17 protein-coding genes are annotated in these 20,201 nt (G+C 67.3%); 9 read left to right on the top strand and 8 right to left on the bottom strand.

Annotation, left to right across the window (positions count from 1 at the left end):
• The first annotated feature begins 9 nt into the window (after positions 1-9).
• The 3 genes from coxB to J9315_RS08860 are packed head-to-tail and all read left to right on the top strand — an operon-like array spanning position 10 to position 2,974.
• On the top strand, positions 10-882 hold the full coding sequence (gene coxB / locus J9315_RS08870; RefSeq protein WP_198498741.1) for a cytochrome c oxidase subunit II: 873 nt from the start codon (positions 10-12) through the stop codon (positions 880-882).
• Entirely contained in the window at positions 879-2,576 is a 1,698-nt protein-coding gene (gene ctaD / locus J9315_RS08865) for a cytochrome c oxidase subunit I (protein ID WP_198498742.1), read from the top strand. The genes coxB and ctaD overlap by 4 nt, the downstream gene beginning before the upstream one ends.
• Complete coding sequence (locus J9315_RS08860) at positions 2,573-2,974, top strand: cytochrome c oxidase subunit 4 (RefSeq protein WP_198498743.1); 402 nt, start codon at positions 2,573-2,575, stop codon at positions 2,972-2,974. The genes ctaD and J9315_RS08860 overlap by 4 nt, the downstream gene beginning before the upstream one ends.
• 1,102 nt (positions 2,975-4,076) lie before the next feature.
• On the opposite strand, the gene J9315_RS08855 is transcribed toward J9315_RS08860, so the two are convergent.
• From J9315_RS08855 to J9315_RS08840, 4 genes are read right to left on the bottom strand one after another with little or no spacing between them, the layout of a single operon-like run.
• A complete protein-coding gene (locus tag J9315_RS08855; RefSeq protein WP_198498745.1) occupies positions 4,077-5,702 on the bottom strand; it encodes a cytochrome bc complex cytochrome b subunit in 1,626 nt (541 codons plus the stop codon).
• A complete protein-coding gene (locus J9315_RS08850; RefSeq protein WP_198498746.1) occupies positions 5,699-6,742 on the bottom strand; it encodes a Rieske 2Fe-2S domain-containing protein in 1,044 nt (347 codons plus the stop codon). The genes J9315_RS08855 and J9315_RS08850 overlap by 4 nt, the downstream gene beginning before the upstream one ends.
• Before the next feature lie 52 nt (positions 6,743-6,794).
• Complete coding sequence (locus tag J9315_RS08845) at positions 6,795-7,580, bottom strand: c-type cytochrome (RefSeq protein WP_198498747.1); 786 nt, start codon at positions 7,578-7,580, stop codon at positions 6,795-6,797.
• A 55-nt stretch (positions 7,581-7,635) separates the two neighbouring features.
• A complete protein-coding gene (locus J9315_RS08840) occupies positions 7,636-8,205 on the bottom strand; it encodes a heme-copper oxidase subunit III (protein ID WP_137826142.1) in 570 nt (189 codons plus the stop codon).
• A 288-nt stretch (positions 8,206-8,493) separates the two neighbouring features.
• Between J9315_RS08840 and trpD the strand changes: the two genes are divergently transcribed.
• Entirely contained in the window at positions 8,494-9,615 is a 1,122-nt protein-coding gene (gene trpD / locus J9315_RS08835; protein WP_198498748.1) for an anthranilate phosphoribosyltransferase, read from the top strand.
• Here the strand turns inward: trpD and J9315_RS08830 are convergent.
• From J9315_RS08830 to J9315_RS08820, 3 genes are read right to left on the bottom strand one after another with little or no spacing between them, the layout of a single operon-like run.
• Positions 9,583-11,337 (bottom strand): DEDD exonuclease domain-containing protein, encoded by a 1,755-nt coding sequence (locus J9315_RS08830; RefSeq protein WP_211977568.1) that lies wholly within the window; start codon positions 11,335-11,337, stop codon positions 9,583-9,585. The genes trpD and J9315_RS08830 overlap by 33 nt on opposite strands.
• Before the next feature lie 34 nt (positions 11,338-11,371).
• Positions 11,372-11,797 carry a hypothetical protein gene (locus J9315_RS08825; RefSeq protein WP_198498750.1) on the bottom strand — a complete coding sequence of 142 codons (426 nt, stop codon included), beginning with the start codon at positions 11,795-11,797 and terminating at the stop codon, positions 11,372-11,374.
• Positions 11,798-11,812: 15 nt separating this feature from the next.
• On the bottom strand, positions 11,813-12,640 hold the full coding sequence (locus tag J9315_RS08820) for an alpha/beta fold hydrolase (RefSeq protein WP_211977567.1): 828 nt from the start codon (positions 12,638-12,640) through the stop codon (positions 11,813-11,815).
• Positions 12,641-12,741: 101 nt separating this feature from the next.
• Between J9315_RS08820 and J9315_RS08815 the strand changes: the two genes are divergently transcribed.
• Positions 12,742-13,473 (top strand): lysophospholipid acyltransferase family protein, encoded by a 732-nt coding sequence (locus tag J9315_RS08815; protein ID WP_198498752.1) that lies wholly within the window; start codon positions 12,742-12,744, stop codon positions 13,471-13,473.
• Between the two features lie 251 nt (positions 13,474-13,724).
• Positions 13,725-14,306: a MerR family transcriptional regulator gene (locus J9315_RS08810; protein WP_137826148.1), complete on the top strand. Its 582-nt coding sequence runs from the start codon at positions 13,725-13,727 to the stop codon at positions 14,304-14,306.
• A gap of 102 nt (positions 14,307-14,408) precedes the next feature.
• On the opposite strand, the gene J9315_RS08805 is transcribed toward J9315_RS08810, so the two are convergent.
• A complete protein-coding gene (locus J9315_RS08805) occupies positions 14,409-15,224 on the bottom strand; it encodes a ParA family protein (RefSeq protein WP_137826149.1) in 816 nt (271 codons plus the stop codon).
• A gap of 176 nt (positions 15,225-15,400) precedes the next feature.
• Between J9315_RS08805 and J9315_RS08800 the strand changes: the two genes are divergently transcribed.
• The 3 genes from J9315_RS08800 to J9315_RS08790 are packed head-to-tail and all read left to right on the top strand — an operon-like array spanning position 15,401 to position 20,197.
• Complete coding sequence (locus J9315_RS08800; RefSeq protein ID WP_198498753.1) at positions 15,401-18,802, top strand: pyruvate carboxylase; 3,402 nt, start codon at positions 15,401-15,403, stop codon at positions 18,800-18,802.
• Positions 18,795-19,295: a peptide deformylase gene (locus J9315_RS08795; protein ID WP_198498754.1), complete on the top strand. Its 501-nt coding sequence runs from the start codon at positions 18,795-18,797 to the stop codon at positions 19,293-19,295. Before J9315_RS08800 ends, J9315_RS08795 begins: the two co-directional genes overlap by 8 nt.
• Complete coding sequence (locus tag J9315_RS08790; RefSeq protein ID WP_269780022.1) at positions 19,292-20,197, top strand: 3-hydroxybutyryl-CoA dehydrogenase; 906 nt, start codon at positions 19,292-19,294, stop codon at positions 20,195-20,197. The genes J9315_RS08795 and J9315_RS08790 overlap by 4 nt, the downstream gene beginning before the upstream one ends.
• The last annotated feature ends 4 nt before the right edge of the window (positions 20,198-20,201 follow it).

Here is a 20,201-nt window from a genome sequence, read left to right as displayed (position 1 = left end):
AGGCTGCACGTGGATTCTCCGAATCAGCCAGGACCGCGCCGGTCCTGGGCGAAGCGGCTCGGCATTCTGGGCGCCGTGGTTCTGCCGGTGTTGCTCTCGGGATGTACGAAAGAGCAGATTGCCAACGGTTTCTTCCCCCTTGAGTCGAAGGGCGCGACCAACCACACCGAGGCCTACACCTCGCTGTGGAACGGGGCGTGGATCGCTTCGATGATCGTGGGGCTCATCGTCTGGGGTCTGATCCTGTGGGCCATCGTCGCCTACCGTCGCCGCAAGAACGATCGCGGCCTGCCGGTGCAGATGCGCTACAGCATGCCCATCGAGATCCTCTTCACGGTGACCCCCGTCATCCTCGTCCTCGGATTCTTCTTCCAGAACGTCCAGGTCATGGCGAAGACGACCGACGACCGGACCCCGGGCACGCAGGTCATCGAGGTGGCCGCCAAGCAGTGGGCGTGGGACTTCAACTACGTCAACCAGGACGTCTACTACGCCGGCACGCAGGTGCCGCTGGACGGCACCGCAGCACCGGGCGAGAACGCCCCCACTCTCTACCTCCCCGTCAACACCGACCTGGAGATCAAGCTCCACTCGCGTGACGTCATCCACTCCTTCTGGGTCCCCGCCTTCCTCGAGAAGCGCGACATGATCCCCGGCAACGACCAGAGCCTGTATCTGCGTGCCGAGAAGGAAGGCGACTTCGTCGGCAAGTGTGCCGAACTCTGCGGTGAATACCACTCCGAGATGCTCTTCAACGTCAAGGTCGTCTCGCAGGCGGAGTTCGACGAGTACACGCAGTCTCTGGCTGATCAGGGCAACACCGGTCAGCTCGGGCCTGAGTACGATCGCAACTGGTACCCGAAAGAAGGTGCTCAAGAATGACCGCGACAGCTGAGAAACCGGCTCTCGACGCTCCGGTCGTACCCCGGAGCAAGGGCAAGATCATCGTCGACTGGATCACGTCGACGGATCACAAGACCATCGGGTACATGTATCTGATCGGCTCGTTCTTCTTCTTCTGCATCGGCGGCGTGATGGCGCTCATCATCCGTCTCGAGCTCTTCGAGCCCGGAATGCAGATCGTGGAGACGAAGGAACAGTACAACCAGCTGTTCACCATGCACGGCACGCTCATGCTGCTGATGTTCGCCACCCCGCTCTTCGCCGGATTCGCGAACGTCATCATGCCGCTGCAGATCGGTGCGCCCGACGTGGCGTTCCCGCGACTCAACGCGTTCGCCTTCTGGCTCTACCTCTTCGGCAGCCTCGTCGCGCTGTCGGGCTTCCTCACCCCGCAGGGTGCGGCGGCATTCGGGTGGACAGCCTATGCGCCATTGAGCAATACGACATTCACACCAGGCGCCGGCGGCAATCTCTGGGTCCTCGGCCTCGCGCTGCAGGGCTTCGGCACGATCCTCGGCTCGGTCAACTTCATCACGACGATCATCACGATGCGCGCCCCGGGCATGACGATGTTCCGCATGCCGATCTTCAGCTGGAACGTCCTCATCACCGGCATCCTCGTGCTCATGGCCTTCCAGCCCCTGGCTGCGGCCCTGCTCGTCCTCGCCTCCGACCGCATCCTGGGCTCGCATGTGTTCAGTCCGGGCAACGGCGGACCGATACTCTGGCAGCACCTGTTCTGGTTCTTCGGGCATCCGGAGGTCTACGTCATCGCCCTGCCGTTCTTCGGCATCATCACGGAGATCATCCCTGTCTTCAGTCGAAAACCGGTGTTCGGCTACAAGGAGCTCGTCTTCGCGACGATCTCGATCGCGGCCCTGTCCGTGACCGTGTGGGCGCACCACATGTACGTCACCGGCGTGGTGGCGCTGCCGTTCTTCGCCTTCATGACGATGCTCATCGCGATTCCGACCGGTGTGAAGTTCTTCAACTGGATCGGCACGATGTGGCGAGGCTCGATCACGTTCGAGACACCCATGGTGTGGGCGATCGGCTTCCTCGTGACCTTCCTCTTCGGTGGTCTCACGGGCGTCATCCTCGCCAGCCCGGCGCTCGACCAGTCGGTGTCGGACTCGTACTTCGTCGTCGCGCACTTCCACTACGTCGTCTTCGGCACGGTCGTGTTCGCGATGTTCGCCGGCTTCTACTTCTGGTGGCCGAAGTGGACGGGCAAGATGCTCAACGAGAAGCTCGGACACATCCACTTCTGGATGCTGTTCATCGGCTTCCACGGCACCTTCCTCGTCCAGCACTGGCTCGGTGTCGACGGCATGCCCCGTCGTTATGCCGACTACCTGCCGCAGGACGGCTTCACCTGGATGAACCAGGTGTCGACGGTCGGCGCGATGCTGCTCGGTCTCTCGATGGTTCCGTTCTTCTGGAACGTGTGGATCACGGCGCGCAACGCGCCGAAGGTCACCGTCGACGACCCGTGGGGCTACGGCGGTTCGCTCGAATGGGCGACCTCGTGCCCGCCCCCGCGCCACAACTTCACGTCGCTGCCCCGCATCCGCTCGGAGCGTCCGGCATTCGACGTCAACCATCCTGAGCTTCTCGAATACGCCGGACACGGCCACGCTGAACCTCAGCTCACCGGAGGTGCTGCCAAGTGAAGGCTTCGATCAATCTCTTCGTCTACTGCGGCATCTTCTTCATGATCATGGCTGTCATCTACGGCTTCGTCACCCATTTCAACGAGATGGTGGGCTTCCCGGCCCTCCTCCTCGTGGGCGTCATGTCGATCATGATCGGCGTGTACCTGTGGCTGACCGACCGTCGCGTCGGCCGTCAGCCCCAGGACACCGAGACCGCCGAGATCTCGGATGCGGATGCCGACTACGGCTTCTTCAGCCCGTGGAGCTGGTGGCCGATCGTCTGTGCCGCTGCCGGTGCCGTCTCGTTCTACGGCATCGCCATGGGCTGGTGGATCTTCCCGTTCGGTGCCGTGCTCGGCATCATCGCGCTCGTCGGCATCTCGTACGAGCACGATCGCGGCGGATTCGCCCACTGATCGCCACTTGAGCGGCACGCATCGCTGATGCTCCGCTCAGACGTCAAGGCCCGGACTCTCACGAGTCCGGGCCTTCGCGCATTCACGCCACCGCCGCCTCGGTGGGGTGGTGAGACGGCGAGAGAGCGACGGAGCGTCATCTCCTACCCGTCCAGGGCGGTGAACATCGTGCTCCGCGTAGTGGTCGGCACGACGGTCGCCGTAGTCGTCGACGCGTTGGCCGATGACGGGGTGGCGGATGGTCGGAGGCGCGCGTCGGTCGAAAGCGGTGCGGTCGCGCCGTCTGCTTCGCTGACCCTGCGCCGAGGCGGTCGCGCGGATCCGTCGCACCGTCGTTGAGGTGGACCGCCTCAATGACGGTGGGATCGCAAGAGCACCGTTCGCAGTCGGCGCACCCTCCTTTGGAGTGATCGTTCACGCCACCAGAGCACCTCCGAGGAGGACGGGCCACAGCGATCTCGTGCGACGGTCAGTGAACAGCGTACACAGCGGCGAACGAACCATCCCTACGAGGAAACCGGCGTCCTCAGCAGTACCGTTGAGAGAGTCCCAGCCCACCGGTTCCTTCGCGTCGACGAGGGAGTCCGTCGTGGTCAGGGGAGTGGTCTCGCCGGCAACGCGGCCTTGAGATTGTTCAGCCGCGGGGTTCACCACCGCGAAGGATCGTGCCGGCCGCACTCCGCGCCGAAATCGCCCCGCTCGTTCAACACTGAGCGCGTTTGTCATCGCTTCGGCGACTCACCGGCCGCTCATTCAACACTTGGCGTGAATATCTCGCCTTCGGGGACCACATTTTCAAGCGAACTGTTGATTGAGGGGCCGCCTGGCTGTTCGGCCGCCTGCGGTTCACCGTGACGGCTCGCGCAGGACAGGAGAGATGAGCGCAGGGGAGATGAGCGCGGGGAGATCGCGGACGCCGTCGATCAGCCGAACGCCAGGTGCACCCGCCGGCAGGGCGTTCTCGCGGCCGTGAAGCCGGGGGAGCGGGACGGTGGGCGGGTGTACGCGAGAGGGCCCAGCACGCGATGTGCTGGGCCCTCTTGAGTCCGACCGGAGTCAGCGGGTCAGGATCCGACTCTCACCGGAGTCCGAACCGTGACGATCAGTGGCTGATCGACTTCTGATCCGCGCCTTCGACCGCTCCGTGGTCGTGGTGCGAGGCCTCGAGCTCGGTCTTCGTCACCGGTGCCACACGATCTTCGAAGAAGAACTTCGACAGGCGGGCGCGGAACTTCTCGAGCTTGGTCACCTTGCCCTCGGCGTTCGGCTGCGGCGGGATGTAGTGCGGCGATTCGAACGCGGTGAGCTTCCACAGCTTGTTCGGCGGGAGCGCCTCGTGACGCTCGAGGAACTCGCCGTGGGGGAGGCGGATGATGTTCGCCGTCTCCCGACCGTGCAGAGCGACCTCACGGTCCTTGCGCTGCAGTGCGAGGCACATGCGCTTGGTCACGATGTAGCCGATGACCGGGCCGATGAAGAAGAGCGCGCGGAAGATGTAGATCATGTCGTTGAGCGACATGTGGAAGAACACGGCGATGATGTCACCCGACGCGGCAGCCCACATGTTGCAGTAGAAGATGATGCCTGCGACACCGATGGCGGTGCGGGTGGGGTTGTTGCGCGGACGGTCGAGGATGTGGTGCTCGCGGTTGTCCTTGAGCAGCCAGGCCTCGAAGAACGGGTAGACGAACATCGCGGCGAACACACCGCCCATGACGAGCACGGCGCTGTTGATGTTGAACGAGATCGGCCAGCCGGCGATGTAGAACTCGAACCAGCCCGGCACGATGCGGAGGAAGCCGTCGGCCCAGCCGATGTACCAGTCCGGCTGCGTGCCGGCGGAGACGGGGGAGGGGTCGTACGGTCCGTAGTTCCAGATCGGGTTGATCGTGAACAGTGCCGAGATGACGGAGATGAGACCGAAGATGAGGAAGAAGAATCCTCCGCCCTTCGCAGCGAACGTCGGGAGGACGGGTTCGCCGACGACGTTCTTCTCGGTGTGTCCGGCGCCGGGCCACTGCGTGTGCTTGTGGACGACGACGAAGATGAGGTGGATGCCGATGAGCGCGATGAGCAGCGCCGGGACGATCATGATGTGCAGCGAGTACAGTCGCGACACGATGTCGACACCCGGGAACTCGCCGCCGAAGAGGAAGAACGAGATGTAGGTGCCGACCAGCGGCAGCGACTTGAGGATGCCGTCGATGATGCGCAGGCCGTTGCCCGAGAGCAGGTCGTCCGGCAGCGAGTAGCCGGTGAAGCCGGCAGCCATCGCGAGGATGAGGAGCAGCACGCCGACGACCCAGTTGAGCTCGCGCGGCTTGCGGAAGGCACCCGTGAAGAACACGCGCAGCATGTGGAGGCTCAGTGCCGCAACGAAGAGCAGGGCGCCCCAGTGGTGCATCTGGCGGATGAAGAGCCCGCCGCGGATCTCGAAGGAGATCGCCAGCGTCGAATCATAGGCCTCGGAGATCTGGACGCCGCGCAACGGCACCCAGGGTCCCTCGTAGTGGAGCTCGCCCATCGCGGGCTGGAAGAAGAACGTGAGGAACGTGCCCGAGAGGACGACGATGACGAAGCTGTAGAGGGCGACCTCGCCGAGCATGAAGGACCAGTGCGACGGGAAGATCTTGCGCCCGAACTCGCGGACGAGGACGGATGCCCCGACGCGCTGTTCGGTGAAGTTCGTCAGCTTCCCGACGGTTGTTGTGGGCTGTGTAGTACTCATGGGTGATTGATCTCCCAGAACGTAGGTCCGACAGGCTCAGGGAAGTCCGACTGCGCGACCAGGTAGCCTTCGCTGTCCACCCGGATGGGCAGCTGCGGCAGCGGGCGCTTCGCCGGGCCGAAGATGACCTTGCAGTGCTCGGTCACGTCGAACGTCGACTGGTGGCACGGGCAGAGCAGATGGTGGGTCTGGTGCTCGTAGAGGGCCACCGGGCAGCCGACATGGGTGCAGATCTTCGAGTACGCGACGATGCCGTCGTGCGACCAGTCGGCGCGTGCCGGATCCTCTTTGAGCTCCTTGGGGTCGATGCGCATGAGGAGAACGGCGGCCTTCGCCTTCTCGTCGAGCGCGTGACCGGCGTTGGACTCGTCGCCGATGCCGGAGGGCAGCACGTGGTAGGCGGAGCCGATCGTGACGTCCTCGGCCTTGATAGGGCGCTCCGAATCGGGGCTGGGAATGCCGCCCGGATCGCGGATGAGTCGCACGCCCTCACCCCACAGGGTCTTGAACAGGGCGTCGCCGGGCAGCGGCCCGAGGTCGCGGAAGACGAGGATCGCGGGCAGGGGAGCGATCGCCAGCGCTGCGATGAGCGTGTTGCGCAGGAGCGGACGACGGGCGATGCCCGACTCCTCCTTGGCCTGGTGGAGGATCTCGAGCGCGATCGCCTGATCCTCTTCGCTGCCGCTGATGTCGTGACGTTCGTCGATGCCCTCGTGATCGCTCATGAGGTTCTTCGCCCACAGCACCGCGCCGGCACCGAGGGAGAACATCGCCAGGGCGGCACCGAGGCCGACCATCATGTTGGCGATGCGGATGCTCTGCATCTCCTCACCCAGGGGGAAGAGGAAGTACGCGACGATGAACCAGATCGTGCCGACCATCGACAGCATGAACCAGAAGGCGACCTGACGCTCCGCGACCTTCTGGGCGCGGGGGTCCGAGTCGGACAGACGCGGCTTGTGTTCGGGCAGGCCCGGGTTGGTGAACCCGTTCAACTCCTCGAGCTGGCTGCCGCCGCCGGAGTGCTCTTTCGAGGTCATCGAATATTTCCCCGTCTAATCTCGTAATGGAATGTGGTCAACAACGCTGTGCTCATTTCGCTCTCGATGAGAGCCATACGGTCAGACCGATGACTGCTGCGAGTCCGAAGAACCAGATGAAGAGGCCCTCGGCCACTGGTCCGAGCGAACCGAGCTTGAAGCCGCCGGGGGACGGGTTCTCAGAGACTTCCCGGACGTAGGAGATGATGTCCCGCTTGTCCTCGGGAGTGAGGTTCGCGTCGTTGAAGATGGGCATGTTCTGCGGTCCGGTCTGCATCGCCTCGTAGAGGTGCTTGGGCGAGACATCCTGGAGGTTCGGGGCGTACTTGCCCCGGGTCAGCGCGCCACCGGCGCCGACGACGTTGTGGCACATCGCGCAGTTGGTGCGGAAGAGGCCGCCGCCGACGGCGGGGTCGCCCTTCTCGGGATCGATGTACTGGGCTTCGGGGATCGCCGGTCCCGGTCCCAGAGAAGCGACGTACGCTGCCAGCTGCCCGGTCTGCTCCTCATCGAACTGGGGTTCCTTGACTGGGGCCTGCGGGCCGTTGGCCTGCAGGGGCATGCGACCGGTGCCGACCTGGAAGTCGACGGCCGCCGCGCCGACGCCGATGAGACCGGGGCCGGCCTTCGTGCCTTCGGCATTGAGGCCGTGGCACGTTGCGCAGTTCGCGGCGAAGAGCTTCTGGCCCTCTTCGATGTCAGAGGCGCTGGCGGTCTGTGCCTTGGCGCTCGAGGTCTGAGTGAAGAGAGCATACGCTCCGCCGGTCAGCAGCAGGCCCACGAGGAGCAGCACGACGAGTGCCATCGGGTGTCTGCGGCGATCTGCTAAAAGCTTCACGGGAAAGTCCTTTGCTTGAAGTTTCTGATGTCCGGGTGACCGTGTCGGCGGTGGACTACTGGAGGAGGTAGATGACGCCGAAGAGGCCGATCCAGACGACATCGACGAAGTGCCAGTAGTAGGACACGCAGATCGCGAATGTGGCTTCGTGGTGGCCGAACTTCTTCGCCCCGTAGGCGCGTCCGATGACGAGCAGGAAGCAGATGAGTCCGATGGTGACGTGGAGGCCGTGGAAGCCGGTGGTCAGGTAGAAGACCGAACCGTATCCGTCGGTGTCGATCGACAGACCCTCGCGCACGAGCTCCGCGTACTCCATGACCTGACCCGAGACGAAGACCGCGCCGAGGAGGAACGTGAGGTAGAACCACTCGATCATGCCCCACTTGGCGATGTTGAACAGCCCTCCGGTCCGGCGGGGCCGGAACCGCTCAGCCGCGAACACGCCCATCTGACAGGTGAAGGACGACGACACCAGGATGATGGTGTTGCCGAGCGCGAACGGGACGTTCAGCAGCTCGGTCTGCGTCTCCCACAGACCCGGGACGACGGATCGGATGGTGAAGTACATGGCGAAAAGCGCGGCAAAGAACATCAGGTCGCTCGCGAGGAACACGATGAAGCCCACCGTGGTCACATTCGGGCGATTGACTACCGGATGCGCTGGCGCTGTCTGGGATGCAGTGGCAGTTGACACCCCACCATTATTACCCGTCTCGGGGTGAGTTTTCACCTTTTACCCAGGTTTCGGAGGAGAAATTTCTACACGATGTAGCGAAATCCCCGGATTGGTGCCCCAATCTCGTGATTCTGTGATCTCCACCCCGCGTGTCGAAGACGCGATAGGATGCCGCAGGTAAGGTCCGCCTCCTGTTCGGAGGCGGTGCACGCGCCCCCAGATGGAGAGCACTGAGCAATGACGGATCACCCGCGCACGACAGCCCCGGCGACCACGGTCACCGGGACCGAATCGACAGGTGCGGACGTCACTGCGAACTGGCCCGACCTGCTCATGACCCTCATGCACGGTCAGGACCTCACCGAGGCCCAGGCCTCATGGGCGATGGATCAGATCATGTCCGGCCAGACTCCCGATGTGACGATGGCCGCATTCCTCGCCGCACACCACACGAAGGGCGAGACGGTCGCGGAGATCGCCGGTCTCGTCGCGGCGATGATGGAGCACGCCGTGCCCCTGCCCGGTCTCGAGGACTCCGTCGACATCGTCGGCACCGGCGGTGACCGGGCGAAGACGGCGAACATCTCCTCGACCGCGGCGATGATCATCTCCGCCACCGGGCAGCGGGTCGTCAAGCACGGCAACCGGGCGACCTCCTCGGCGTCGGGGTCGGCGGACGTCCTCGAGGCCCTCGGCGTCCGGTTCGACATCACGCCCGAGCAGACGGGCATCGTCGCCGCCGAGGTGGGGCTGGCGTTCTGCTTCGCCAACGTCTTCCACCCGTCGATGCAGTTCGTCGCCGCCGTGCGGCGCCAGATCAGCGTGCCGACGGCGTTCAACATCCTCGGTCCGCTGACGAATCCGGCCCGCGCCCGGCACACCGCGATCGGCGTCGCCGATGCGCAGATGGCCCCCCTCGTCGTCGGCACCCTCGCCAAACGCGGTCACCAGGCGGTCGTCTTCCGCTCCCGGGACGGTCTCGACGAACTGAGCAACACCGACGTCAACGACGTCTGGGAGGTCCGGCACGGCGAAGTCGAACACACGACGTTCGATGCCCTCGACCTCGGGTTCGAACGGGTGACGAAGGACGACCTGCGCGGCGGCGGACCGCTCGAGAACGCCGCGATCACCCGGTCGGTGCTCGCCGGTGAGAAGTCACCGGTGCGCGACATCGTCCTCATCAACGCCGCCGCTGCGCTCGTCGCCGCCGACGAGGCCGCTGTCGGGTCGTTCACCGAACGCCTCGCCGCGAAGCTGCGCATCGTCGAGGACACCGTCGACGCCGGGCTCGGGGCCCAGAAGCTCGATCAGCTCGTCACGGTCTCACGACGCATCGCCGAGGCGAACGGCGCCTGAGGCCCGGGCGTGGAAGACCGCGCCCTCCCGCGGCAGCGCCCACTCCCCGGTCACCGACCACGGCACGGCCGTCTCCAGCCAGTGGGCGAGCATCCGCGTCTCCTCGGGCAGCGGATCACCGGGGGAGGGGAACAGGCCCGGGGCCGGCACCCACTCCGCGGTCGCCGCGAGTGCTGCGAACGCCTCGTCGAGGCCGGTCGGCGTCGACCGGTGGCCGGCCGCGGCGAGCCGACCGCGGCGGATGACAGCGAGGTCGATCCCGCCTTCGGCGCCCGGAGCCCACGCCTGGATCTCCTCGACGGCGGCCAGGCGTCCCACGGTCTCCGCGCGGGCGGCCGTCGACAGTGCCGCCCGCATGCCGTCGCGGACCTCGGCGGCCGTCTCGTAGCGGGCCTCACCGGCCAGCCGCGCCATCCGCTCCCGGCTGTGCTCGCGCAGCGAGGTGAAGTCTCCTGACAGCGCGCCGATGAGCCCGGCGATGGCCGCCCGGTACGCGCCCGGATCGGTGACCCCGGCGCAGGGACCCCCGCACTGTCCGACCTGGGCGCTCACGCACGCCCGGTGGGCTGCCAGCGTCGCCGGACTCACCTTCGCGGTGCACCGTTTGACGGGGTAGAGGGTCTCGAGGAGCTCCTTGACCGCCTGAGCCCGCTTGCGGGACCGGAACGGGCCCAGCGGCGGTGCCGGTGAGCGCTCGAGTGCCGAGCGGGAGCGGGCGACGGAGAGCCTCGGGTAGGCCTCGTCGCTGAGGACGACCCAGGCGTTGCGCTCGGGGTTCTTCGACCGCCGGTTGTACGGCGGGGCGAGTTCGCCGATGAGACGGACCTCGCGCACCTCCGCCTCGAGGACGTGCGCGCAGGGCAGGGCGGTGACCTCCTGCGCCGCGGTGATCATCTCGGCCATCCGCCCCCGATTCTCCGAGGCGTTGAAGTAGCCGCGCACGCGGCGGGCCATATTGCCGGACTTGCCGATGTAGAGGACGCGGCGGGTGCCGTCGACGAACATGTAGACGCCGGGTTCGGCCGGCACGCCCTTGGCGAGATGCGCTTTGGCCTGGCGTCGCGCCCACCCGGCCTGACGGACCGTCGCGAGCTCTTCGAGGGTGGTGATGCCGAAGCTCCCGAACCGCTCGAGGAGGCGGTGGAGCACCTCGCCGGTCGCCCGCGCGTCCGACAGCGCGCGGTGGTCGGGTTCGACCGCGGTGCCGAAGTGTGCGGCGAGCGTGCCGAGCTTGTGGTTGCGGACCTCGTCGCGACCGAGCACCCGGCGCGAGAGCGTCACCGTGTCGAGCACCTGGGGGTTCGGCCAGTGGTAGTCGAGGCGGTCGCACGCGGAGCGGAGGAAGCCGATGTCGAAGGGGGCGTTGTGGGCCACGAGCACGGTGCCGGCGGCGAATTCGAGGAAGCTCGGAAGCACCGAGCGGATCGTCGGGGCGTCGTCGACCATGGCGTGGGTGATGCCGGTGAGCCGGGAGACGAACGGGGTGATGACGGAGTGCTCGGGCTTGACGAGGGTCTGGAACTCCCCGACGACCTCCCCGGCGCGCAGCTTGACCGCGCCGATCTCGGTGATCTCCGCCGTTCCCGCGTGCGTGCCCGTCGTCTCGAGGTCGACGACTACGAATGTGACGTCGTAGAGCGGGGTGCCGATGTCCTCGAGGCTCAGCTGCGTGTGCTCGAGGCGGGTCGGCGCCCGATCGAAGGGGGTGGCGGGAGACGTCATGGTCGCCAGTGTGCCAGGCGCCCCTGACACGCGCTCACACCGAGGCTCCGCTGTCGCCGCCCTCGGTGCGCGACTGCTTGGGCAGGTGGAAGAACAGCCCGATCGCACCGCCGATGCCGACGGCGAGTCCGACGAGGAGGAACCATTGGGGCAGCGGACGGAAGAGGACCGCACCGATGATGAGGAGGACGACGGCTCCGAAGGTCGCGACGACGGAGAGCATGAGCGTCGGGGGAGCAGTGCGCCACCCGATCGGGGCCGCCGGCTCGGGTTCCCAGTGCTCGGCGTCGGCCAGCCGCTCCCGGATCTCCTCGACGGGCATCTCGCTCATCGGCGCATCCGGTTCGGAGAGCCGGGCCACGACATCCTCCCAGTGGCTGTCGCTGACCCGGGAGGAGTCGCCGATCGTCTCGGACTCCGGCACCTGCCGGCGCCAGTCCTCGGTCTCGTCGTCGCTCATGTCATTCATCAGCAATCACCGCTTGCGCGATATTCCCGGGGCGGGCGAATCCGTCCCCGACCGCGGGGCCCCGGCCGCGCGCGGAGCAGGCGTGCGGTGAGCGGCGGCGGCGACCGCCTCGGCGATGACGTCGGCATCGTAGTCGAGGGTCGCCACGTGTCGACTGCGCCGCAGCGGCACGATGTCGGGGTGCACGCCGAGGCGGGACCGGAGCACCCGCAGACTTCGCGGTCCGACGACGCTGTCCTGACCGGACACGAGCACCGTCGTCGGCGTCGCCACCTGCCAGAGGTTCTCCCGGAGGTCGGTCAGCGCCGCGGCGAACGAGGCGACCGCGGCCACAGGTGTCCGGTCGCCGGCATACTCGTCCCGGTCGGGATGGGCGATGTCGTTGCCGATCGCCGGGACGAAGGGGACGACGTGCCTGAGCACGGGCAGGAGGGGAGTGAGCGGGGAGTCGATGTGGAGGCCGGGGTTGACGAGGACGATCTCATCCGGTGGGTTCGCACCCGTCGCCAGTGCCAGGGTGAGTGCCCCGCCCATCGAGAGTCCGGCGACGACGACCCGGGTGTGGCGGGCCTGGAGCTCACGCAGCTCCGCCTCGGCGGCGGTCAGCCAGTCTGCCCACGTCGTCGCCGCGAGCTCCCGCCACGTGCCGCCGTGGCCGGGGAGGAGGGGAACGGAGACGCTGAGGTCGTCGGCTGCCAGGGCCCGTGCGATCGGCTGCCAGGCCGCCGGTGAGCCGGTGATGCCGTGGAGGAAGAGGACCGCGGTGTCCGCGGTCGGGGCGATCGCCGAGTACGCGGCGCGCGGTGCGGCAGAGGGGGTGAAGTCGATGTCCATTCCACCAGCATCGCACGTCGGCCGGCGGCGCACGGTTCGACAGTGCGGTTGGATATATGATGACCGGGGACGTTCAAGCGTCGTGACATGGAAGGGTGCGCGTGTTCTACTGGTTTCTCAAACGGGTCCTGGCCGGACCCATCCTGCGGATCCTCTTCCGTCCGTGGGTGCGCGGTTTGGACAACCTGCCGCAGGACGGCCCGGCGATCATCGCCGGCAACCACATGCACTTCATGGATTCGATCTTCGTTCCGCTGCTCGCCCCCCGCCCTGTCGTCTACCTCGCGAAGAAGGACTACTTCACCGGACGCGGCATCAAGGGCGCGGCGACCCGGTGGTTCTTCAAACTCAACAATCAGCTGCCGATGGACCGCGGCGGCGGCTCCGGGTCGCAGGCGTCGCTGGAATCCGGACTCAAGGTCCTCCGCGAGGGCAACTCGCTGGGCATCTACCCCGAGGGGACGCGCTCTCCCGACGGCAAGCTCTACCGCGGCCGGACCGGCATCGCCCGCCTCGTCCTCGAATCCGGGGCCCCCGTCATCCCCGTCGCGATCATCGGCACCGACAAGATCCAGCCCGCCGGCCGTCTCATCCCGAAGTTCCGGCGCGTCGGGGTCGTCTTCGGCTCGCCGATGGACTTCTCGAAGTACGAGGGCCTGCCCGTCGACCGCTTCCTGCTGCGGTCGATCACCGATGAGATCATGTACGAGATCATGCGCCTGAGCGGCCAGGAGTACGTCGACACCTACGCCTCGACCGTGAAGACGAAGCTGCTGACCTCGGCGAAGCCGAAGAAGGCGGCGGAGGAGCCCGACGACACCAACGCCGGCTGAGGACCCATCGTCCGAGGTCACAGCCCGTGTCTGCCGAGTGTTCCACGGGCAGGGATCGGTGTTCGATTCCTCCCATAACGGCGACACGCGCAAATCGTTACCTTGGGGTGTTTGTCGCGGCCTCCGCGGCAGAATAGTTTGGAGTTGTTGAATCCCACTGTAGGTTCGCTGCGAAGAGCGGTAGAATGATTCCATTCTCTGACCCTTCGAAGCGGCCTCGCTTCCCCCAGGGACTATAAGGAGGAGTCGGTGTGAACCGCTCAAGTCACGAAAGCGTCGAGTCGACGCCACTGCCGTCGGCAGCACAGGGTCTCCTGTTCGACGACGACCTGCCCGTCCTCGATGAAGAGGCCGGCTACCGCGGTCCCACCGTGTGCAAGGTCGTCGGCATCAGCTACCGGCGCCTCGACTACTGGGCACGCACCGACCTCGTCACTCCCTCGATCCGCAACGCCACCGGCTCCGGCAGCCAGCGCCTCTACAGCTTCCGCGACATCCTCGTCCTCAAGATCGTCAAGCGCCTCCTCGACACCGGTGTCGGGCTGCAGTCGATCCGCACCGCCGTCGACCACCTGCGCTCCCGCGGCGTCGAGGACCTCTCCCAGATCACGCTGATGTCCGACGGCGCGAGCGTCTTCGAATGCACCTCGCCCGATGAGGTCGTCGACCTCCTCCAGGGCGGACAGGGAGTCTTCGGCATCGCCGTCGGCCGCGTGTGGAACGAAGTCGAAGGCAGCCTCTCGGAACTGCCGAGCGAGCGCTTGCCCGAAGACGATTCCGCCGTCCTCGCGATGGACGAGCTCGCGCAGCGCCGCGCACAGAAGCTCGGCTGAGCACACACCCCAGGGGGAATGGCGAAGGGCCCAACCGATCCGGTTGGGCCCTTCGTCGTTCTGCCGCACTCCGGCGGGGAGAGTCACTCCGGCAGAGAGAGCCTAGGACTGCTTGGCCGACTTCCGGCCGCGGATGTTCTCCGAGCGCAGGGCGCGCTCGAGGAGGGCGTCGAAGGAGGAGGCGACCTCCTCGGCGGGTTTGCCCGGCCACGAATGGATGGGTCGAGCTGAACCCTGCGCCTGCTGCATGACGGCGCGTTCGGCGAGCGGGGGATTGAGGACGAGCGGGCCGAACATCTCCCGCATCTCCGTGATCCGGTAGTCGTGCTCGGTGGAACCGGCGCGCACGCGGTTGACGACGAGACCGAGCGGCTGGATGTCGGAGGTGCCGCGTTGGCGCAGCTCGTCGGCGGCGCGCAGCGCGCGATCGGCGGCCGCGACGGAGAAGAGACTCGGCTCGGTGACGACCGCCACCCGGCTGCTCGCCGTCCACGCGGTGCGGGTAAGTCCGTTGAGGCTCGGCGGGCAGTCGATGAGGACGAGCCGGTAGCCCTTCGCGATTCGGCTGAGCGCATCCTCGAGCCGGCGCAGGTAGCGCTCGGACAGGGAGGGGCGATCGAACTCCGCGGCCCGCGGCGAGCCGGAGATGACATCGAGGTGCCCCAGCTTGTCACCGACCCACCCCGAGGGGATGATCGCCTCGGAGAGGATCTTCTGCGATTTCGGGGCGGCGAGGACGTCGGCGATGTCGACCCGCGTCGAGGTGGGGACGTCGAGTCCCGTCGACGAGTCCGCCTGCGGGTCCATGTCGACGACGAGCGTCGGGATGCCGCGGTTGTACGCGGCCGACGCGAGACCGAGGGTCACGGACGTCTTGCCGACGCCGCCCTTGAGACTGCTGATACTGAGGACAAGCACCCTCCTACGGTAACGTATCCTCCCCGTTCGGGCAGGGTCGACCACGCCGAGGTGAGCGCGGTGTCCGAATCGGGGACCCCCTGCATTCAGTGGCCCACGTCACTGAGTAGAGTGGTCTCTCGACAGCCAGTCGACTGTTCGCCGCTCGGCGACCGATACAGAAGCGAGAAACACGGATGTTCTCTAAAGTGCTTGTGGCCAATCGCGGGGAGATCGCCGTCCGCGCGTTCCGCGCGGCGTACGAACTCGGCGCCTCGACCGTTGCTGTCTTCCCCTACGAAGACCGCAACTCCGAACACCGGATGAAGGCCGACGAGGCCTACATGATCGGCGACGAGGGACACCCTGTCCGTGCCTACCTCAACGTCGAGGAGATCATCCGCGTCGCCAAGGAGTCCGGCGCCGACGCCGTCTACCCCGGGTACGGCTTCCTCTCGGAGAACCCCGATCTCGCCCGCGCGTGCGCAGAGAACGGCATCACGTTCATCGGCCCCAAGGCCGATGTCCTCGAACTCGCCGGCAACAAGGTCCAGGCGCTCTCGGCAGCCCGCGGAGCAGGCATCCCCGTTCTCGACTCGACCCGTCCCTCGGCGGACATCGCCCAGCTGCTCGCCGACGCCTCAGCGATGGAGTACCCCCTCTTCGTCAAGGCCGTCGCCGGCGGCGGTGGCCGCGGCATGCGCCGGGTCTCGGACCCCGACCAGCTCGAGGACGCCCTCAAGGCTGCGATGCGCGAAGCCGAAGGCGCCTTCGGCGACCCCACGGTCTTCATCGAACAGGCCGTGCAGCGCCCGCGCCACATCGAGGTCCAGATCCTGGCCGACAACGATGCGAACGCGATCCACCTCTTCGAACGCGACTGCTCCGTCCAGCGCCGCCACCAGAAGGTCATCGAGATCGCTCCGGCGCCCAACCTCGACCCCGAGATCGCCGCGGCGCTGCACTCCGACGCCCTGAAGTTCGCCGAGGCGCTCGGCTACCAGAACGCCGGCACCGTCGAGTTCCTCCTCGAGACCGACGGCCCCCGGGCGGGCAAGCACGTCTTCATCGAGATGAACCCCCGTATCCAGGTCGAGCACACCGTGACCGAGGAGATCACCGACGTCGACCTCGTCGCCTCGCAGATGCGCATCGCAGCGGGGGAGACGCTCGCCGACCTCGGACTGCGCCAGGAGGACATGCGGATCAAGGGCGCTGCCCTGCAGTGCCGCATCACGACGGAGGACCCGGCGAACTCGTTCCGGCCCGACACCGGCACGATCACCGCCTACCGGTCCGCCGGCGGCGCGGGCGTCCGCCTCGACGGCGGCACCGTCCACGCGGGCGCCTCGGTGAGCGCGCACTTCGACTCGATGCTCGTCAAGCTCACGTGCCGCGGACGCGACTTCGCCCAGGCCGTCTCCCGCGCCCGCCGCGCCCTCGCGGAGTTCCGCATCCGCGGCGTGTCCTCGAACATCGGCTTCCTCCAGGCCGTGCTCGAGGACCCCTCGTTCGTCGCCGGCGACCTCGCGACCTCGTTCATCGAGGAGCGCCCGCAGCTCCTCGACGCCCGGGTCAGCGCCGACCGCGGCTCGAAGATCCTCGACTACCTCGCCGACGTCACCGTCAACCGGCCCCACGGCGAGCCGACCGTGCGCCTGCGCCCGGCCGACAAGCTGCCCGTCCTCGACCTCGGCCAGGCTCCGCCTCCCGGCAGCCGCGACCGCCTCCTCGAGCTCGGTCCCGAGGCCTTCGCCCGGTCCCTGCGCGAGCAGGAGGCCCTGGCGGTCACGGACACGACGTTCCGCGACGCCCACCAGTCCCTTCTCGCCACCCGGGTGCGCACCCGCGACCTCCTCGCCGTCGCCGGCCATGTCGCGCGGATGACCCCGCAGCTGCTGAGCATCGAAGCCTGGGGCGGGGCGACCTACGATGTCGCCCTGCGCTTCCTCGGCGAGGATCCGTGGGAGCGGTTGGCCCAGCTGCGCGAGGCCGTGCCGAACATCGCCCTGCAGATGCTCCTGCGCGGGCGCAACACCGTCGGCTACACGCCGTACCCCACCCAGGTCACCGATGCCTTCGTCGACGAGGCGGCCCGCACCGGCATCGACGTCTTCCGCATCTTCGACGCCCTCAACGACATCGAGCAGATGCGTCCGGCGATCGAGGCGGTGCGCGGCACGGACACGACGATCGCCGAGGTGGCCCTCTGCTACACCTCGGACATCCTCGATCCCGCCGAGGAGCTCTACACCCTCGACTACTACCTCCGACTCGCCGAGCAGATCGTCGAGGCCGGAGCGCATGTGCTCGCGGTCAAGGACATGGCCGGCCTGCTCCGCCCGGCCGCCGCAGCGAAGCTCGTGACCGCGCTGCGGGAGAACTTCGACCTGCCCGTCCACGTCCACACCCATGACACGGCCGGCGGTCAGCTCGCGACCCTCTTCGCCGCGGCCGGCGCCGGGGCCGACGCCGTCGATGCCGCCTCGGCGGCGATGGCCGGCACGACGAGCCAGCCGAGCCTCTCCGCCCTCGTCGCCGCGTTCGAGCACACCGACCGGGACACCGGCATCAGCCTCACCGCCGTCGAGGACCTCGAACCCTACTGGGAGTCGGTGCGCAAGGTCTACGCGCCCTTCGAATCGGGTCTGCCCGGGCCGACGGGTCGCGTCTACCGGCACGAGATCCCCGGCGGTCAGCTCTCGAACCTGCGGCAGCAGGCCGTGGCCCTCGGCCTCGGGGAGCGGTTCGAGGAGATCGAGAAGATGTACGAGGCCGCCGATGACATCCTCGGCCACCTCGTCAAGGTCACGCCCTCGTCGAAGGTCGTCGGCGACCTCGCCCTCCACCTCGTCGGAGCCGGCGTCGACCCGGCCGAGTTCGCGGAGAACCCCGAGAAGTTCGACATCCCGGATTCGGTCATCGGCTTCCTCTCCGGCGACCTCGGTGACCCTCCGGGCGGCTGGCCCGAGCCCTTCCGGACGAAGGCCCTCGCCGGTCGCACCCACAAGCCCGTCACCGAGGAGCTCGCTGCGGCGGACGCGGAGGCGCTTGAGACCCCCGGGCCCGAGCGGCAGGCGAAGCTCAACGAACTGCTCTTCCCCGCCCCGACGAAGGAGTTCGAGCGGATGCGCTCGAGCTTCGGCGACCTCTCGATCGTCGAGACCGCCGAGTACCTCTACGGCCTGACCTCGGGTGAGGAGGCGACCGTCGAACTGTCCAAGGGCAAGAACCTCCTCATCGGCCTGCGCGCGATCGGCGACACCGACGAACGCGGCATGCGCTCGGTGATGTTCACCCTCAACGGGCAGCTGCGTCCGCTCGAGGTCCGCGACCGGTCCGTCGAGTCCGACGTCAAGACCGCGGAGAAGGCCGACCCGTCGAAGCCGGGGCACGTCTCGAGCCCGTTCGCCGGTGTCGTCACCCTCCAGGTCGGCGTCGGCGACACCGTCGAGGCCGGCGATGTCATCGCGACGATCGAGGCGATGAAGATGGAGGCCTCGATCACCGCGCCCGTGGCCGGGCCGATCTCCCGGATCGCGATCGACTCCGTCTCCCAGCTCGAGGGCGGCGATCTCGTGGCGGTCATCGATGCCTGAGCGGGACATCCGCCTGTGGGGTGACCCCGTGCTCCGCAGCAAGGCCGACCCGATCACCGTCTTCGACGACTCCGTGGCGGCACTGGCCGCCGACCTCGTCGACTCGTCCCTGCCCGAGGGGCGGGCAGCCGTCGCCGCACCGCAGATCGGGGTGGGGCTGCGGGCCTTCGGCTACGACCTCGACGGGCGCACCGGGTACGTCATCAACCCCGAGATCGTCGAACTCGGCGGTGCGCTGCGCGACATCGACGAAGGCTGCCTGTCCGTGCCGGGGCTCTTCTTCCTCACCCCGAGGTGGGAGTTCGCCCGGGTGCGCGGTGTCGACGCGCAGAACAACCCGATCGAGATCTCCGGCACCGAGGTGTTCGCGCAGATGCTCCAGCACGAGGTGGCGCACCTCGACGGGCAGGTCTACATCCAGACGCTGCCGGGGGAGCGCCGCCGCGAGGCGATGAAGGCCATCCGCAGCGCGGACTGGTTCCTCGCCTCATGACAGTCACCGAGGCGCCCGCCCGGGGTGCCGAGAACGAAGGGAAGTCCATGGTCATCGCCCGCACCGCTGTCATCGGCAGCGGACTCATGGGAGCCGGCATCGCCGAGGTGCTCGCGAAGTCCGGTCTCGACGTCATCGTCTCCGAGGTCAGCGACGAGGCGGCTGCCGCCGGTCAGGCGCGGATCGAGAAGTCACTGGCCCGGGCCGTGGAGAAGGGCAAGCTCACGGCCGCCGAGAGCGAGGCGGCCAAGGCGCGGCTGCGATTCACCACCGACATCACCGAGCTCGCCGACCGGCAGCTCGTCATCGAGGCGGCGAGCGAGAACGAGGAGATCAAGAAGTCGATCTTCGCCCGCCTCGACGAGGTCGTCACCGATGAGGAGGCGATCTTCGCATCGAACACCTCGTCGATGCCGATCATCCGCTTCGCACAGGCGACCTCGCGACCCGAGCGGGTCCTCGGCATCCACTTCTTCAATCCCGCACCCGTCCAGCCGCTCGTCGAGGTCGTGTCCTCGGTGCTCACCGACCCGGGCGTGGCCGAGTCCGTCACGGAGTTCGTGTCACAGGTGCTCGGCAAGACACCGGTGCAGGCCCAGGACCGGCCCGGGTTCATCGTCAACGCCCTCCTCATCCCGTACCTGTGCTCGGCGATCCGCATGCTCGAGTCGGGGGCGGCGACGAAGGAGGACATCGACGCCGGCATGGTCGGCGGGGCCGCCCACCCGATGGGTCCGATCGCCCTCGCCGATCTCGTCGGGCTCGACACCTGCCTGTTCGCGGCTCAGAGCATCTTCGATGAGACCGGGGATCCCGCCGCGAAGCCTCCGGTCCTCCTCTCCCGCATGGTCGATGCCGGTCTCCTCGGGAGGAAGACCGGCCGCGGCTTCTACGAGTACTGAGCCC

The sequence above is a fragment of the Brevibacterium sp. W7.2 genome (assembly GCF_018137945.1).
In the GTDB taxonomy this organism is placed as follows: domain Bacteria; phylum Actinomycetota; class Actinomycetes; order Actinomycetales; family Brevibacteriaceae; genus Brevibacterium; species Brevibacterium sanguinis.
This window is presented reverse-complemented; position numbering and strand designations above follow the sequence as displayed.

Bases quoted from the DNA above. Each gene is read 5' to 3' on its own strand.
- J9315_RS08790 (WP_269780022.1), top strand. From the start codon at position 19,292: ATGACAGTCACCGAGGCGCCCGCCCGGGGTGCCGAGAACGAAGGGAAG.
- J9315_RS08850 (WP_198498746.1), bottom strand. From the start codon at position 6,742: ATGACCTCGAAAGAGCACTCCGGCGGCGGCAGCCAGCTCGAGGAGTTG.
- J9315_RS08830 (WP_211977568.1), bottom strand. From the start codon at position 11,337: ATGACGTCTCCCGCCACCCCCTTCGATCGGGCGCCGACCCGCCTCGAG.
- ctaD (WP_198498742.1), top strand. From the start codon at position 879: ATGACCGCGACAGCTGAGAAACCGGCTCTCGACGCTCCGGTCGTACCC.
- J9315_RS08820 (WP_211977567.1), bottom strand. From the start codon at position 12,640: ATGGACATCGACTTCACCCCCTCTGCCGCACCGCGCGCCGCGTACTCG.
- J9315_RS08800 (WP_198498753.1), top strand. From the start codon at position 15,401: ATGTTCTCTAAAGTGCTTGTGGCCAATCGCGGGGAGATCGCCGTCCGC.
- J9315_RS08795 (WP_198498754.1), top strand. From the start codon at position 18,795: ATGCCTGAGCGGGACATCCGCCTGTGGGGTGACCCCGTGCTCCGCAGC.
- J9315_RS08825 (WP_198498750.1), bottom strand. From the start codon at position 11,797: ATGAGCGACGACGAGACCGAGGACTGGCGCCGGCAGGTGCCGGAGTCC.
- J9315_RS08855 (WP_198498745.1), bottom strand. From the start codon at position 5,702: ATGAGTACTACACAGCCCACAACAACCGTCGGGAAGCTGACGAACTTC.
- trpD (WP_198498748.1), top strand. From the start codon at position 8,494: ATGACGGATCACCCGCGCACGACAGCCCCGGCGACCACGGTCACCGGG.